This is a genomic window from Phreatobacter sp. GW821-FHT04C01 (assembly GCF_059420385.1).
This window is the reverse complement of the sequence record NZ_JBWKTP010000003.1, coordinates 646,752-661,901: the sequence shown is the minus strand read 5'-3', so window position 1 is coordinate 661,901 and position 15,150 is coordinate 646,752. Positions and strand designations below refer to the sequence as shown.

Below are 15,150 nucleotides of genomic sequence, written 5' to 3'. Positions count from 1 at the left end.
TCCCGGGGCCCCGACAGGGCCCGCTGTCCGCGCGGCGTAGCAGAGACGGTAGTCCCGCTTGGCGATGCCCCTTGTCCCGCGCTTCGCGCTCCTGACCGCCGGTCTTGCCGCCCTGCCTTTGCTCGCGACGAGCGCCCTGGCGCAATTGCAGCTCGGGCCGCCGCCTCAGCAGCAGCAACAGCGCCCGGCGCAGCCCGGCCAGCCCGGCCAGCCCGGCCAGCCGCAACAATTGAACCCGCAGGCGCCACGTCCGCCGCAGCAGGCACGCCCCGCGAGGCCGGCGACGCCCTCCGATACGCCGCCGTCCAGCCAGCCCGATGCGTCGCGCGACCAGCGCCGGCGCGCGCTGCCGGGCGAGACCGTGGCGCCGGCGCCGGACGAAACCGTGATCGCGCCGCCGCGCCAGCGGATCGCCAATCCGACCGCGGTGTTCTCCGGCCTCGACAAGATCACCGGCCGCATCATCGCTTTCGACGTCGCGATCGACGAGACCGTGCAATTCGGCGCGCTGCAGGTGACGCCACGGGTCTGCTACACCCGGCCGCCGACCGAAACGCCGCAGACCACGACCTTTGTCGAGGTCGACGAGGTGACGCTCGGCGGCGAGGTGCGGCGGATCTATTCCGGCTGGATGTTCGCCGCCAGCCCCGGCCTGTCGGGCGTCGAGCACGCCGTCTATGACGTCTGGCTGACCGACTGCAAGCAGAGCGCGCCGCTGATCCCGGGCCAGGCGCAGAACCGGCCCCCGGCGACACGCTGAGCACCGCCGCGACCGGCCGCGTGCCGGTCGTCGCAATCTCCGCGGATCCCGGAATGCCATGCGGGACCGTCGGCGAGACGCGGTCCTGCATCGCGGCAGGGGCGCCGAATTATGGGTTGAAACCACCGAAGATGCAGGGTGAATAGGGGACCCCACGCCCGGGGCCGGATGACCAGGTGCCGCCTGCATGACCATGCGCTCGATTGCCCTCGATACGCTGCCCGACGACCGCGTCTACAAAATCCTCTGTTCCCTGGTGATTCCGCGGCCGATCGCGCTGGTGTCGTCGATCAGCGCCAAGGGCGAGGTCAATGCCGCGCCCTTCTCGTTTTTCAACGTCTTCTCCGAAGCCCCGCCGCTGGTGGTGCTCGGCCTGCAGCACAAGCCGGATCATTCGGCCAAGGACACGACGCTCAACATCCAGGCGACCGGCGAGTTCGTGGTCAACCTGGTCGACGAGGCGCTGGCCGAGGCGATGAATATCTGCGCGACCGACTTCCCGGCCGAGGTGTCGGAGATCGCCGCCGCCGGCCTGACCACCGCGGCCTCGACCCTGGTCAAACCGCCGCGCATCGCCGAAGCCCCGGCGGCGCTCGAATGCCGGCGCGAGGTCTCGCTGTGCTTCGGGCCGCAGCGCGAGCTGCTGATCGGCCGGGTGCTCCATGTACATGTCCGCGAGGACGTGATGAACGAGCGCTTCGATGTCGATATCGAAGCCTATAGGCCGATCGGCCGCCTCTACGGCAATCTTTACACCCGCCAGCAAGATGTCTTCGCGCTGAACCGCGTCAGCCATGCCGACTGGCAGGCTGGCCAGGCCGGCAGGAAGACCGGCTGAGCCCGGCCGGGCGCCGCGCCAGACCTCGCCGGTCAGGGCACGTCGTCATCGGCGGCGCGGCCACCCTCGCCTTCCCAGCGGCCGATCTGGCGTGTCTCGAGTCGGGTGAATTTCAGCCTGACGCCGGCCCCCAGGCCGTCCTCCGGGATGAACACGGCGCCGGCCTGCTCGAGCGCCGCCCGTACCGCCGCGATCGCCTCGGCGGGGCCGACAGCCGCGCCACTGGCCGATTCGATCTGGCGCAGCGTCTCCACGGCAATCCCGGCCTCGGTTGCCAGTTCGGCCTTGCTCAGGCCGACAAGGGTACGGGCGGCCGCGATCTGGCGCCCCAATATGTGATCCTCAGCCTGTGCCGTGGGATATCCGTCGCTCCGGTTCGTCTCGGTCGACCGAGAGCATAGCGTCGAACCAGCGTGGTTGCGACCTGACCGCGCGGGTTGCGCGGCAGTGACGCGGGTCAGATCAGCGGCGCACGACGGGTCAGGCGAATCCTGAGCACGGTGCGGCGCAGGCCATGTTCCAGCAACAGGGCGAACAAGGCGAAGCCGCAGCCGAGCGCGGTATCGGCAATGCGCGCCTCCAGCAGCGGCAGGGCCTGGCCCGAGGAAATCGCGGTTATCTCGATGGTCAGCATGACGAAAGCGGTCATCGAGGCGACGCCGAGGACGCCATGCTGCTGCTGCGCCGGCCAGCGCAGCAGCGCGACCAGGATCAGGGCCGGCATCATGGCGTGATGGGATGGGGCGACATAGGCGAGCAGGCCCGCTGCCAGCACACCCAGCAAGGTGCCGATGAAGCGATCCAGCATTTGCCGGCGGCTCGACAGGAAATCGACACGCAGCACCAGGACCAGGGTGAGCATGGTCCAGTAGGGCTTGTGCAGGCCGAGAGCCGTGCTGGCCAGAAAGGCAAGGGGGATGGCGACGGCGGTCGCTACCGCGAAGGTGATCCGCTTCAGCTCGCGGGCATGCAGCGCGCGCAGCACCTCGGTCCAGTGCGGCACGGTGGAAGCGCGCCAATGGCCCGCGGCGAGGTCCCAGGCAACCGATATGACCCAGGCGAGCAGTGTCACGCCGGCGAGAATCGCCAGATCGAACAGGCCGAGCGGCGCCTGCAGCGCACTGAGCGCCAGGGCGAAACAGGCGAAGCGCGACATGGTGAGCGCAATGGCATGGGCGCTTTCGGTCAGGGCGTAGAGAATGCCTGCCAGCGCGAAGGCCAGACAGAGCAACAGCGGCGAGCCCTGAACCCAGGTGCCGATGGCACCGCCGACGGCCAGCGCGCCGACGGCGGCGGTCATCCAGGCCAGGCGCGGCCACGGCCGGCCGCCGGTGTCGCCGCTGAAGGCGACGATCGCCGTCAGCATGCCATAGGGCAGCCACGCGCCGCCGCCGGGCGACAGACCGACCAGCACCGGCACCAGAACGGTCGCGGTGAAGCGCAGCGACCGCGCCCAAAGCGGATCGCCGGACGCCGGCGGCGCAGCCGGCCGCGTGGCCGCGTCGTCCTGCGCGGTCATTCCGATAGATCCGGTTTCGGCCCGTCCACGTCGAAATCGCCCTTCTGTGGCCGGGCCAGCGGCGTGAACAGCCCGCGATCGGGTTTCAGGTCGATCAGCGGCGTGCCGTCGAGGCAGTCGAGGCCGCGCACCGACAGGATCGCTCCCTCGATGGCGACAAGCGTGACGATCGCGGTGCCGATCGGGTTGGGCCGGGCCGGCGAGCGCAGCGCGAAAGTGCCGCGCGTGACACCATCATCGGCCGGACTCTGGCGCACCAGGTCGCGGCGCGACAGATGCATCCAGTAGAGCACCTCCAGTCGCTCGAAAGCGGCGACGCCGTCGAGCGCCCCGGTCCATGGTTCGAAGAGCTCGATACGGCAGACCGGGCCGTCGGGACGGCCGAGCCGCGGACATTCGAGCCGCGAGGTCCAGGGCGTGCGGATGCGGCCGATAAAGACCAGCCCGGCATCGGTCGGCGGCGGCGCCTCGACGGTGATCTCGCCGGAGCGGATTTCATTGAGCCTGACCATGATGCCGCGGGTCCTTCCGATGCGATGCGCCGTTTCCGCCGCTCACCCGACCGGTCCCAGCAGGGACAACCGGTCCGGCGAGCGCGCCAGGGCCAGACTAATCCAAAACGCCGGCCGCGAAACATGGTGTCGCGCCGGGCCGGCGTGGCGGCGGAAATGGCACGGGACGAACCATGAGCGTCCAGGCCCGCGCGGGCCGACCGATGGCGACCGGCCAGACATGGTCCTGGCCGCCGGTCCGGCCATCCCGTTGATGGCATCAGGCGGCGGCCCGGGCCCGCGGCCGAAACCGCGAGGCCTGGGATCGGGCCCGAACGCTTACGCGCCGCGCCTGGCAATGACGGACGCCGCCGCTCCGGTCAGACCTTGAAGCCGTTCATCACGCCGCTGGCCGCGAGCCTGTCGACCGCCGACGCAACCGTCTGGATCCGCGTCTTGTATTTCGGCCAGCCGAGGCGCCTGAGGCCCCCTTCCGGATCCCCCGCGGCGAGCGCGGCGGTCATTTCACGAAAGCTGCCGCGCCCCTGGTGCATGATGTCCATGATCCAGAGGGCAATGCGCCAGTCATCGCCGTCGAAGCCCCGCACCTCGGTCTTCGCCAGCTTGAACCTGGCCTGGGCGTGGCCGATGAAGACGCTGATCTGAAGCTCCTTGGCCTTGGGATCGGTCCGCAGCCAGTTCATCAGCCGCGCCGACGCCGAGAGTTCGGCGGCGTCGATGGCGGTCGGCGACGGATTGAGATAGGCCATCAGCAGAGCAAGCTGGCGTTCCCGCCTGCCGTTCGGACGCTCCACGACGACGACCTGTTCCAGGTCCTCGAAACCGCCGGCGGTGGCCCGATGGACCGTCGTCCTGCCCGCCGCATTCCTGCGCAGCGAAAGCTCCGGGAAATGCTTGTCGGCATCGGCGAGGCCGAGCAATCCCTTCAGATAGACGATGAAATTCTCGCCTGGCGTATGCGCGGCGAGCTGGGGCGCGCCGAAGGTGAAGGCCGCCCGGTCATAGGTGTTGAGCGTCGCAAAGCGACCGCCGCCCTCCGCCGTCAAGGTCGGCTCGATGAAATGCGCCCATTGCCCGAAGACAGCGGCGTAGTCGGCGGTCTTGTAGACGCCGAATTTCAAGCTGTCCTCGATCGCCGTCTGGCCCTGGAACAGGCCGACGCGGTTCATGTCGTCGGTGAACTGGGTCGTGGAGGCGATGATGAAGCTGAAGCCCGATGCCGCCTTCGCCTTGAAGCTCCTGCCGGCCTGAACGATGTCGACGATCGCATCGAGCGTTGCGGTCGCCGGCGGGAACGTGACGGAGCCCGGCCCCCTGGGCGTTCGCGCGTCCCGGTAGATCTGCTCATCCTCGGCGCTCGGCACGACGGGAAAGACGAGCCCGAGGGCGCCCGCCGTGTTGGGGCCGACCACGCCATCGACCTCCAGCCCCTTCACCACCTGGAACGAAATGATCGCGGAATTCGTCATGGGCCCGTATTCGCCGTCGATCGGGCCAGGATCGATGGCCTTCGCCTTCAGCGCCCGCTGCAGCGCGACGATGGCCGCCCCCTTGAAATTGGGCGTTTTCAGCCAGAAATAGCCAGGCGGCAGAGCGGGCGACTTGTCGCCGGGCGGCACCAGCACCGGCGGCCTGGCCCCGTTCGCATAGTCCACCCCGGGCAGCAGGCAACCGATGCTCCAGGAGCGGCTGGCCGCTCCCTTGAAAATGCCGACCCCGAAGGCCGCGCCCCTGGCCTCCAGCGTCCGGTCCCCATCGCCGAGGGCGAAAGCGACATGGCCGATCTTGCCGGGCGCGGGCGCCCTGATCAACGCGGCGCCCGGGATCTTGAGCGCTTCCTTCGCGCTGATGACCAGGCCCTTCTTCCTGGCGTCGGAATACCAGTGGCCGGAATAGGGCTCGGCCTTCGCCACCTTGGTGACATTGCCCGCGCCGAAGATCGTTCCATAGGCCTGATAGGCGCACCAGGAGGTGAATTCGGCGCAATCCCAGGGCCCACGCCAATTGGGATTGTCGAGCGGCACCCGCGCGCCCAGCACATATTTCTGGCTCAGCCGTGTCGACCCGATATCGATGACGTCCTGACCAAGCAATGCCATGTTCGCCTCCTCCACCTGCGGCACCGCGACAACCGGTGCCGGAACGACCTCATCGCCTCGCTGGGGGAACCTGGAGGTCCCGACCGGCCGCGTCGCCGGCTTGCTCGCCGACGCGCTGCGGCGGAGCATGGAAGGGAGAGCGTGATCCGAGCGTGAAAGTCGTCCATGCGCGCAATCCGGGTGTCGTGAACCCGCGGCCGCGCGACCGGATGGCTCGGGTCCGCCGCGTGTTCACCGGCATGCTGGCGGCTTCGATGCGCGTCTCGTCTGGGAACGGCGGCCCGTTGCGATGCCTGCCCGGCTGAACGCCGCCCGGCCTTACCGGACGACAGGTCCTTCCAGCACGCCGAGCCTGCGCCCGACCCGCAATGTCAACGTCGTCCCGGCCATCAGTGCGGCGAGATAGAGCCAGCCGGAGACAGCGCCGGCCATGACGCCGGAGAGCAGCGTGCCGACGGTGCAGCCGAGCCCGATCATGGCACCGAAGCCGAGCAGCACTCCCCCCAGCAATCCCCGGGCGATATCCCCCGGTCGCGGACGGGCCGGCCGGAAGGCGCCGGACAGGAGTGCTGCGACGAAAGATGCCGCGACCAGACCGGCGATGAACAGGCCATTCGGCGTCCAGATCGCGTCGCGCACCACAGTGGCGCAGCCGCGCAGGGTATCGAGACCTTCCAGCCGCGACGGCAGCAGTCCCACCACATCGGCCGCCTGGCGCATGCGCGAGCCGATCTCGGCGGTGACGCCCAGCGGGCTGAGCCGGAGATAGGCGGCGACCGCGATGGCGCCGACGGCAAGGCCGCCGATCCAGGCCGGCCAGCGCTGGACGAAGACGGCCTTGATCGGATCGATCGCCGCCAGCGGCGCCGTCCTCGGCGGCAGCCGCCGGATCAGGAAAATCGCCGCGCCCGCCACGACGCCCAGGCTCAGCGTGAGAGCGCCGGCATAACCGAGGTGGCGCGGCAGCCAGAGCACCGGCGCCTCCGCGATGGTTTCGAGATAGAGCCAGTTCCAGCTGAGAAATCCGAGAATGAAGCCGAAGCCGGACCCGATCAGGGCGAAAGGCGCGGTCGGCGCCCCCTCGCCGAGACGGTAGAGATGAGCGCTGATGCAGGAGCCGGAAATGGCCATGCCGGCGCCGAAAATCAGGCCGCCGAGAATGAGCGCCGGCCCGACCGGTCCGATATGGGCCGTGGGCGGCAAGCGAGTTCCCGTCGGATCCGGCAGCCAGGCGCCAAAGACCAGCGTGTAGCCGGCAAGCCCGACGCCGAGCGCGGCGATCACGCCGAGCAGGCCGCGTGGATCACGCCGGTCGAGCCAGTCGCGCCAGATGCAGAGGAAGCAGAAGCGCGATCGCTGCAGGACGAAGCCGAAGGCGACGCCCAGAATGAGCGAGAGCTGCAATTGCGGCCCCGGGCCCGGTTGCTCGCCGAGCCAATGGGCGGCCGCGATCAGGGCCAGGCCGGCGATCGCCGCCGCGCCGTAACGCAGGGCGGCGGACGGCGCTTGCGCGCCACCCGCCAATGTCGTCTGAACCGTCGATGTCATGCCTGTGCGGTCCGGTGCCCGAAAAGATCGACGCCGCTCACTTGCCGCCCCAGACGGTGCCGGCCGGATTGGCGATGGGAACGCCGACCAGGTTGCCATATTCGGTCCAGGAGCCGTCGTAATTCGCCACCTGATAGCCGAGCAGCCGGGACAGAATGAACCAGGTGTGGCTGGAGCGCTCGCCGATCCGGCAGGTCGTGATGATCGGTTTGCTGCCGTCGATGCCGACCTCGGCATAGAGCTTGCGCAACTCTTCGATCGGCTTGATCGTACCGTCCGCGGCGTTCACCGCCCGCGCCCAGGGCACGTTCACCGCGCCCGGGATATGGCCGGCGCGGATCGCCAGTTCCGGCACGCCCGACGGCGCGATGATCTTGCCGCTGAACTCATCCGGCGAGCGGATGTCGAGGATGCGGGCCTCCGAGCGTTTCTCCACCACGTTCAGCACGTCGGTGATGCGCGCGCGGAGCGACCGGTTGGGCTCGGCGAGCGTGATCGTGCTCGCGGCGACCGGCGCGACATTGGTCGCATAGGGCCGGCGCTCCAGCTCCCATTTCCGGCGGCCGCCATCCAGCAGCTTCACATTGTCGCGCAGGCCGTAGATGTCGAACACCCAGGCGCCCCAGGCGGCAAACCAATTGTTGTTGTCGCCATAGAGGACGACGGTCGTGTCCTTGTCGATGCCGAGGCGGCGCAGCAGCGCCTGGAACTTCTCGCGGCTGGCGATGTCGCGATTGACCGTCTCGACCAGGTCGGTATGCCAGACCACGTTCTGGGCGCCCGGAACATGGCCGCGCTCGAACAAGCCGGGCTCGACGCTGACCTCGATCACCCGCACCTTCGGATTGGCGAGGTTCTGCTCGAGCCAATCGGTGGTGACGAGCGGGCCTGAATTCGCACGCGCGATCGTCGCGCTGGCGACGACAAGGGTCGTACTGGCGATGACGACGGCCAGCGCCGGCATGAGGCGCCTGAGCTGCTGAATGATAGACATGATCGACCCTCCAATCTTCACCCCGGCAGGTGGGCTTCACCTTGCCGGGGGGTGGAGGCTTATCTTCGCGGGTGTCCCATTCTTGCCAAGGCGATCAATTGTTTTTTGTTCACGACTTGGCTGGTTCGGATCTATCGCCACGGCTGGCGCAAGGAGAATACGCTCTCACCTTGCGGTTATTTTTGGAATGACGTGCGAAATCGCGGTGCGCTCGACAGCAGGGCGATCCGCGATGCGCATCATCCAGCATCGCCGACGGCCGCTCGGCGCCTGTCGTCTTCCGCCGCCGGCGGATCGGCGAGACCGCGCCGGCATGGTCCGCGCAGGCGGCCCATCTTGGTGGAGGCGCCTCCAGGCGCAGATCCGGTTCGGCCGCGATCGGCACCAACGACCAAGGCGCGAGCGCCTTCGTCTCCACGGGGCCGGACCGGTCACGGCGGTCAGGCTGCCGACACCGCCTTCATCATCGCGATAGCCAATTGCGTAAGCCCCGCGTCAACCGGCAAAGCCTGCGACGACAACCGGACGGCGACCGTTTCCGACCGCCGGTCGATCCACACGCACTGTCCGAAGATGCCCAGGCCGGCCAGCGCACCGGTGCCGGTTTCGTACCAGTAGGCGCGATAGCTTCCGCCCGGATAGAGCAGTTTCTGGCTCCCCTCGGCCCAGACGCCGCGGTCGCCGCCACTCCAGAGCCGCTCGACGAATTCCGCCGGCACGATTCCCTTGCCGCCCAGCCGGACCAGCTCTCCGAGACGGGCGAGGTCGCGTGCGGTGACGGAAATGCCACCGGAGGAGCGCGGAGAGCCGGCGCGATCGAGGGTGATGAAGGCGTCGCTATGGGCGCCCATGGGCTGCCACAGGAGCTCACTCAGCAGATCGGCGTAGCGTTTGCCCGAGGCGGCCTCGAGCACGAGGCCGGCCATGTCCGAATTGGGCGAGCGATAGGCATGCGCCGTGCCGTGCGGATGGGCCGCCTTGGGCAGCGAGCACAAAAACTGTCGCATTGTCGGCGTCGGCTCGTCGGCGCGATCGGGTTTCCACAGCATGGCCCGGCGATAGCGATCGAAACCGCCCGTGGTGTCGAGATAGCTTTCCTCGAAATCGAGGCTCACGGTCATATTGAGCAGGTCACCCACCGTGACATCGCCATAGGCCGAGCCCAGGGCGTCGGGGATATAGGCGGACACCAGCCGGTCGAGCGAGAGCACCCCCTTGGCTTCGAGCATGCCGGCGAGCAGCCCGGTGACCGATTTGGAGATCGAGAAAATCAGGTGCGGCCTGAATGGATCGCAATGCGGGGCATACCATTCCGCAACGACCTCGCCGCGGCGCATGATGACGAGGGCGTCACTGTCCATGCCACGCAGGAAATCGGCGAGCGCGACCTCGTTATCGGCCTGATCCTTGACCATGACGGCAGCAAACCGGCCGAGCTCCAGCGGAGCCGCCTCCGGCTTGCGCGCGCCGCGCACCTGCGCCGAGGGCACGAATTCGGCGACATTCTGGAATGCCCAGGTCGAGTATGGCCGGTCGCGCCAATTGCCGAGATTGATATCGGACCGTTTGAAGGACTCAGACGTCATTTGTTCCCGCCTCACATAACCGAGCGTCATGGCGGAAAGCCGCCGCCAGAGGCCCAGGCCTCTCATCGACGCGCTTCACGCCTCCCGACAGACCTCGCTCTCCCTCGTTCGGAGACGATCACCGCGGCTGTCGATTGCGTCTATAGAGTGCGATCGCCGATCGCACAATTGCCATCTCGTATTTTTGTTGCCGCGAAATTCAAAGCACGTCGAACATCCAATAAATACATGCTCTTGTGAACCATAAGAGCGACATTATTGAGCCACCGAAGCCTCCAGGGAGCGCCAAAAACTGGTCCATCAATAACTCTTTGGTCGATCCCGTGCAACCATTGGCCAAGTCGCGCGAGCGTGCGGAAAAGGCGAAAACCGCAGATGAACCTGTGCGCCGGGGATCGGCCAGACGCTTCACCACCATGGCGCCACCCATTGGTGGCCTGGCACTCCGCTGCCCCGCCTGATTGCCGCGCAGGGCGGCAGGGCCATGCGGGTCGCCCCGGAAATCCAGTCAGCGCTCGCAGCGCTTCAGGCGGAGCGTGCGAAGCCGCTGGAAAAAGTGACTATCGGATAATCGCGCGAGATTTATCGACGCCAGTATCTCGGCATGAGCCGGCAGCCGGATGGCCGTGCCGTTTTCGGCATCCAGGCTGCGCAGATCCGCCCCCGATGCCCCACTGAAGGCTCCGCGATCATTTTTCCGCGCAGTTTTCGCCCGAGGATTTGTCGCTTCGTCACCCGAGGCGACAGCATGACAATGCTCGACTTCAAAAAATATCCTATAATAAACAAATGGATAGATCGACTACCCCGACGCGTCCGCGGTCCACCAAAAAACATCCGTCGTCATTATTGTGCGATCGTCGATCGCAAGTTAGAGTTCCGACAAGGCTCGCCTTGTCGACGAAACCCAACAGGAAGATCTGGGTCGGCGCTCGCGACGCAACCGTTTCGCGGGGCGCCCAGGAAAGCGTATCGGCGACACACTATAAATAAGACAATCGAGAGGGGCTTTGGATCAAAATGCGGATAAAATTCTTCCTGGCGACGTTATTCGCCATCACCTTTTTACTAAACCCTGTCTCTGCCGAAGAACCACGCCGCGGCGGCACGTTGCGCATCACTTTGACCGCGGATATCCGCAGCATCGATGGGAGCCGCAACGATGCGAATACCGATACGGTTCTCCACCATATCTTCGAGACGCTGATCGCGCTGAAGAGCGATATGACCATCGGGCCGGCACTCGCGGACAGCTGGCAGGTGCCCGCGGACGGCAAATCCTACAGCTTCAGACTGAGGGAGGGCGCGACCTATCACAATGGCGACAGAGTGCTGGCCGCCGACATCAAATGGCTTTGGGAGCGCCGCATGGGCGGCGCCGCGGGTCCGTGGCTCTGCAAGGCGTCGTTCGACGGCTCCCGCGGGCTGAAGGTCGAGGCGGTCGAGGCGCCGGACGAGCGCACCGTCGTGTTCAGGATCGATGCCCCCAACACGCTGTTCCTGACCCGGCTCGCCGACCCCATCTGCAATTTCTGGGCGGCAAGCCCGAAGAATGTCGGCCCGGACGGCAACTGGATCGCCAATTCGGCGATCGGCAGCGGCCCGTTCAAACTCAAGGAGTGGCGCAAGGAGCAATATATCGCGCTGGAGCGCTTCGCCGGATATGTCCCCTCCCGGGAAAAGCGGGACGGCTATAGCGGCGACCGCACGGCTTATGTCGACGAAGTGCGCTTCGTGATCATTCCGGACAAGACGGCCGCCGAGACAGCGCTCATCGCCGGCCAGATCGATGTGGTGTCCACGCTGCAGGCTTCGCGCATGGAGGATATCAGGAAGCGTGGCGTCAGCATCCTCTCCGCACCCGGCCTGTCGCTGTCCGCGATCCTGATCCAGACCAACGATCCGCTGCTCTCCAATGTCAAATTGCGGCTGGCCATGGCGCATGCGCTCGATCTTGCCCTGATCGCGGAGGTCAAGACGGATGCGATGACGCAGCACAACCCCTCCGGCGTGCCCCAGGCGAGCGCCTATTTCGACCCCTCCTTCCAGGCCAGCTGGCCCGCCTACGATCCAGAAGCCGCCAAGCGGCTGGTGGCCGAATCCGAATACCGGGGCCAGGTGATCAAGCTGCAGACCAATAAGCGCTATATCGGCATGTACGAGAATGCCGTGCTGGTGCAGTCGATGCTCACCGCCGTGGGGATCAAGGTGGAACTGGATGTGATCGACTGGGCCGCGCAGCTGGAGAACTACTTCAGCGGCAAGTTCCAGCTGCAATCATTCGGCTATGGCTCGCGCGCCGACCCCATGGTCATCTACGGAATGCTGATCGGCCAGAAGGCCACGACGCCGAATGCCCAGTGGGACAACCCGGACGTCTATGCGCTCTATCTCAGGGCCTTGGCCGTCACTGAATTCGACGAGCGCCGGGCGCTGCTTCGCCAGCTCCAGACCATGATGGCGGAACAGGTGCCGATCCTCGGCCTGTATTACTACCCGGTCATCGAGGCGGTTTCGCCCAAGCTCGTCGGTTATGAATCCTGGGCCCTCGACAAGCCGCGCGCCTGGGGCGTGTGGCGGAGGCCTTAGTCTCTCGTCAGTTTCTTTTCTGCGGCGGGCGCCGGGCGCATCGGTTGTACGGGTCCGGCGCCAGCCTGGTCATGCGGAAGACGATGGTCGCGGCCGGAGCCTGCTCACGTCGTGGCTCGCGGGTGAGCAGCCGTTAGAATGCCGGCTAATGATACGCCGACCCAGGCTGAATTTCTTTTCGATATATGGATGGTGACGTGAAAACATCGGAATTGGAAACACGACTTCAGGACCTGTCGAGCGACCGAGGCTTCGAGGTTTACTGGCATGTTCGGCTGGCGGCGACCGGCGAAGAACTGACACGCGGCGGCGATGCGGTTTTGCCCTCCGCAAGCGTTCGCAAGATATCGGTCATGATGGCGGCGCTTCATGCCGCCGCCGAGGGCCGCCTCGACCTCGATCGGCCCGTCACGATCGAGAAGGAATTGCAGGAAGGGATCCTCTCCGGCGTCTGTCAATACATGACCCCCGGCCTGACTTTCCCGATGCGGGACGCGATCCTGCAAATGATCATCACCAGCGACAATATCTGCACTCATGAAGTGATGAAGGGTTTCGAGATCCCCGAGTTCACCGACTATTGCCGCCGCATTGGAATGGACCGGACGACGCACCGCACCCGATTGCCGCCGGTTGGACTGTCGGCGGGCCATTCGCTCGATATGGTCACGACGACGACGGCACGCGACCAGGTGTTGCTGCTGCAGCTGATCCTTGCCGCCGCGAAGGGGGACCCGGCCGCAATCGAACGTCTGGGCGTCGATGCCGCGATGTGCGCCACCGCTCTGCGCTTCCTCACCTGGCAGCGCTTTCGCAGCATGATCCCCGGGCATCTGCCGACGATGACCACGGTCGCCAACAAGACCGGTTGGGGCGAGCGCGGATGGATGGACGCCGGGATCGTTTTCAAGGGGGAGGCGCCGCTCTACATCATGAGCGTGACGACCGACGAAGTGCCGAAGACCATGCCCGACGGCATGCCGGGCCGTGTCGCCGCGACCGGGCTGATCGCGGAACTTTCGCGCGCCTGCTGGGATGCCCTGAGCTGAGCGCCGGCGATCGGCCGGCGGCTCGAGCTGACGTCACGTGGCTCATGGCCACTTGTCCGCGCCCAAAAGGATTTCGCTCCCGGGGCTGCCGAGATCATGGCCTGCTGGCCTCGGCTGTGGGCCTGCAGAACTTCCACGGCATGCCAGCGGCGGGCGGTGGGTTGCCCATCGCGATTTCGGAGCTCGCTGATCGTCACGCTCACAACCGCGTGACCGCCGGGGTGCCGAGACAGGCGCGGCAATTGAGGCGGCGAACGCCTCTGCTCGACCTCCCGCATCCTCGACCAGCGCGGCCAGGGCCGGGTTCGCCGGCGAAACGCCGCCAGGTCGGCGGCATCGGCCTGCGCGGCGATCAAATGTGCGGCGCCGCGCCCCAGCAATGCGCGCGGGAACAGCGTCCAGGTCCGTGTGTCGCCGGGCGTTGCCACCCGGAGGCCGACATTGGCGACGACGGCGCGACCGTAGCACGGCCACGACCTCTGGCACGAGATCGGCCTGGTTCCGGATCGCGGCGTTCCGTCGCTCTCGCACCATCTCAATTCCGACACGGAACGACGGCGTGATGGCGCCACCTTTCTGTCCCGGAAGACCATGACGACAATCGACGGCAGTTCCCTTCCCCGGCCGCTCCTTTCCCGCCTGACGAGGCGGCTCGGCCTGGCTTTCCTGATCCTGTTCCTGGCGCCCATCGGCGTCTCCGCCGGCCTCTATCTGGCGAGTGATGCGACGCGCGACTGGCGCAGCGCCGACCGGTCCAGCGCCGGCCTGCTGCCGGCAGCCGACGGCAACCGGAAGGCCGTCATTCGCGTTTTCGCGGCGCGCACCGTGCGATGGCGCGGGATCTTCGCCACCCATTGCTGGATCGTGGTGAAGGAAGAAGGCGCCTCGACTTACGAGCGCTACGACTACACGGCATGGGGCGGCCCGATCCGCGTCAACGGCTTTCCACCCGACGGCCGCTGGTTCGGCCGCGCGCCGGAGATCGTGCTGGCGGTGGACGGCGCTGACGCCGCCGCGGCCATCCCGCGGATCAAGGCGGCCATCGCCAATTACCGCTACCGCGGCACGGGCGATTATCAGGCGTGGCCGGGGCCGAACAGCAACACCTTCGTCGCCCATGTGATGGCGGCCGCACCGGAACTCGGCCTGAAGCTGCCGACCACGGCGATCGGCAAGGACTATCCCGCCGACGGCCGCTGGCTGGCGCTGACGCCGTCGGGCACCGGCATCCGGCTCAATCTCGGTGGTTATGGCGGGTTCACCTTTGGGTGGCTGGAAGGGATCGAGGTCAACCTGTTCGGCGCGGTGGCGGGCATGGAGTTCCGCCGTCCGGCGATCAACCTGCCGGGTCTGGGCCGGTTTGGAATGAAGGCGGACTAGTATCGCCGCACTGTGGTCATGACGGGTTGATTGCCGAGAGCGCAAGAAGTGCGTGGATGCCCGGGCCAAGCCCGGGCAAGACGACATGATGCGAACATGAGGAAGCGCGGCCAAGCCGCCGTTACTGCACTGCCTTCCATCAGCGCTGCGCCCATCCGGCCAAAGGGTCATAATCACCGTGCAGCCGTACGAGGCCTGGGCCCGCTTGCGAATGGAACGCGCAAAGGAGGCTTGCCGATCGACAGGCCTCACCTTTGATCAGCCGGAGGTCGGGTC

Annotated in this window: 12 protein-coding genes; 5 read left to right on the top strand and 7 right to left on the bottom strand. The window is 66.8% G+C overall.

What is annotated here, in order from left to right; all coding sequences use genetic code 11:
- Nucleotides 1–64 precede the first annotated feature (64 nt).
- Both AC07WJ_RS14810 and AC07WJ_RS14805 read left to right on the top strand, forming a co-directional pair.
- Nucleotides 65–760, top strand: a complete 696-nt coding sequence (locus AC07WJ_RS14810) for a DUF2155 domain-containing protein (protein WP_494935607.1) — start codon at nt 65–67, stop codon at nt 758–760.
- A 187-nt stretch (nt 761–947) separates the two neighbouring features.
- The gene (locus tag AC07WJ_RS14805) at nt 948–1,598 is read left to right on the top strand and encodes a flavin reductase family protein (RefSeq protein ID WP_494935344.1); all 651 of its coding nucleotides are present in this window, start codon (nt 948–950) and stop codon (nt 1,596–1,598) included.
- Nucleotides 1,599–1,630: 32 nt separating this feature from the next.
- On the opposite strand, the gene AC07WJ_RS14800 is transcribed toward AC07WJ_RS14805, so the two are convergent.
- The 7 genes from AC07WJ_RS14800 to AC07WJ_RS14770 form a co-directional block, all read right to left on the bottom strand.
- Nucleotides 1,631–1,930, bottom strand: a complete 300-nt coding sequence (locus tag AC07WJ_RS14800; RefSeq protein ID WP_494935343.1) for a helix-turn-helix domain-containing protein — start codon at nt 1,928–1,930, stop codon at nt 1,631–1,633.
- Nucleotides 1,931–2,055: 125 nt separating this feature from the next.
- Nucleotides 2,056–3,117, bottom strand: coding sequence for an FUSC family protein (locus AC07WJ_RS14795; protein ID WP_494935342.1), 1,062 nt, complete (start codon nt 3,115–3,117; stop codon nt 2,056–2,058).
- On the bottom strand, nt 3,114–3,629 hold the full coding sequence (gene tsaA / locus AC07WJ_RS14790) for a tRNA (N6-threonylcarbamoyladenosine(37)-N6)-methyltransferase TrmO (RefSeq protein ID WP_494935341.1): 516 nt from the start codon (nt 3,627–3,629) through the stop codon (nt 3,114–3,116). The genes AC07WJ_RS14795 and tsaA overlap by 4 nt, the downstream gene beginning before the upstream one ends.
- 359 nt (nt 3,630–3,988) lie before the next feature.
- Nucleotides 3,989–5,728, bottom strand: a complete 1,740-nt coding sequence (locus AC07WJ_RS14785) for a peptidoglycan-binding domain-containing protein (RefSeq protein WP_494935340.1) — start codon at nt 5,726–5,728, stop codon at nt 3,989–3,991.
- A 318-nt stretch (nt 5,729–6,046) separates the two neighbouring features.
- Nucleotides 6,047–7,276, bottom strand: a complete 1,230-nt coding sequence (locus tag AC07WJ_RS14780; RefSeq protein ID WP_494935339.1) for a YeeE/YedE family protein — start codon at nt 7,274–7,276, stop codon at nt 6,047–6,049.
- Between the two features lie 37 nt (nt 7,277–7,313).
- Nucleotides 7,314–8,240 (bottom strand): sulfurtransferase, encoded by a 927-nt coding sequence (locus tag AC07WJ_RS14775; protein WP_494935606.1) that lies wholly within the window; start codon nt 8,238–8,240, stop codon nt 7,314–7,316.
- A 470-nt stretch (nt 8,241–8,710) separates the two neighbouring features.
- On the bottom strand, nt 8,711–9,856 hold the full coding sequence (locus tag AC07WJ_RS14770) for a serine hydrolase domain-containing protein (RefSeq protein WP_494935338.1): 1,146 nt from the start codon (nt 9,854–9,856) through the stop codon (nt 8,711–8,713).
- Between the two features lie 1,020 nt (nt 9,857–10,876).
- Between AC07WJ_RS14770 and AC07WJ_RS14765 the strand changes: the two genes are divergently transcribed.
- The 3 genes from AC07WJ_RS14765 (at nt 10,877) to AC07WJ_RS14755 (ending at nt 14,874) form a co-directional block, all read left to right on the top strand.
- Entirely contained in the window at nt 10,877–12,445 is a 1,569-nt protein-coding gene (locus AC07WJ_RS14765; RefSeq protein WP_494935337.1) for an ABC transporter substrate-binding protein, read from the top strand.
- Between the two features lie 197 nt (nt 12,446–12,642).
- A complete protein-coding gene (locus AC07WJ_RS14760) occupies nt 12,643–13,494 on the top strand; it encodes a serine hydrolase (RefSeq protein ID WP_494935336.1) in 852 nt (283 codons plus the stop codon).
- Between the two features lie 591 nt (nt 13,495–14,085).
- Nucleotides 14,086–14,874, top strand: a complete 789-nt coding sequence (locus AC07WJ_RS14755) for a DUF3750 domain-containing protein (RefSeq protein ID WP_494935335.1) — start codon at nt 14,086–14,088, stop codon at nt 14,872–14,874.
- Nucleotides 14,875–15,150: the final 276 nt, after the last annotated feature.

Coding starts and splice junctions, on each gene's coding strand:
- AC07WJ_RS14810 (WP_494935607.1), top strand. CDS start 65: ATGCCCCTTGTCCCGCGCTTCGCGCTCCTGACCGCCGGTCTTGCCGCC.
- AC07WJ_RS14805 (WP_494935344.1), top strand. CDS start 948: ATGACCATGCGCTCGATTGCCCTCGATACGCTGCCCGACGACCGCGTC.
- AC07WJ_RS14795 (WP_494935342.1), bottom strand. CDS start 3,117: ATGACCGCGCAGGACGACGCGGCCACGCGGCCGGCTGCGCCGCCGGCG.
- tsaA (WP_494935341.1), bottom strand. CDS start 3,629: ATGGTCAGGCTCAATGAAATCCGCTCCGGCGAGATCACCGTCGAGGCG.
- AC07WJ_RS14785 (WP_494935340.1), bottom strand. CDS start 5,728: ATGGCATTGCTTGGTCAGGACGTCATCGATATCGGGTCGACACGGCTG.
- AC07WJ_RS14780 (WP_494935339.1), bottom strand. CDS start 7,276: ATGACATCGACGGTTCAGACGACATTGGCGGGTGGCGCGCAAGCGCCG.
- AC07WJ_RS14775 (WP_494935606.1), bottom strand. CDS start 8,240: ATGCCGGCGCTGGCCGTCGTCATCGCCAGTACGACCCTTGTCGTCGCC.
- AC07WJ_RS14770 (WP_494935338.1), bottom strand. CDS start 9,856: ATGACGTCTGAGTCCTTCAAACGGTCCGATATCAATCTCGGCAATTGG.
- AC07WJ_RS14765 (WP_494935337.1), top strand. CDS start 10,877: ATGCGGATAAAATTCTTCCTGGCGACGTTATTCGCCATCACCTTTTTA.
- AC07WJ_RS14755 (WP_494935335.1), top strand. CDS start 14,086: ATGACGACAATCGACGGCAGTTCCCTTCCCCGGCCGCTCCTTTCCCGC.